Below are 333 nucleotides of genomic sequence, written 5' to 3' on the forward strand. Positions count from 1 at the left end.
CCGGCCAGCCGGAGCAGGAGTTGTTTCACGTCGGTGGCCGCGACGCGGTCTCCGACAGCGCGGGGGGTGGAGCAGATGAGGAGCGGACCGTCGTCGTCGCTCGCGGGGAGGCGGCCGTGGCTGCCTCGAATAGGTGACGCGTCGAGGGGCACGACCGCCATGCGGTAGCGCATGCCCATTTTCTTGCGGGCGAGCGCGGTCGCCGCCTTGACCTTGACGTAGGGGTCGAGGGGGTCCATGAACAGCTCGACCGGGTCGTAGCCGGGTTTGCGGTGGATCTCGACGAGCTGCGCGAAGTCGGGCGCGCGGTCGTCGTCGAGCCAGTAGTAGTAC

At 69.1% G+C, this 333-nt stretch carries 1 pseudogene; it reads right to left on the bottom strand.

Features of this window, described 5'->3' with window-relative positions:
• Positions 1 to 333 (bottom strand): annotated as a pseudogene (locus tag OO69_RS48430) (alkaline phosphatase family protein); the annotation flags it as partial.

It is taken from the genome of Streptomyces sp. NRRL F-525 (assembly GCF_000716605.1).
GTDB lineage: Bacteria > Actinomycetota > Actinomycetes > Streptomycetales > Streptomycetaceae > Streptomyces.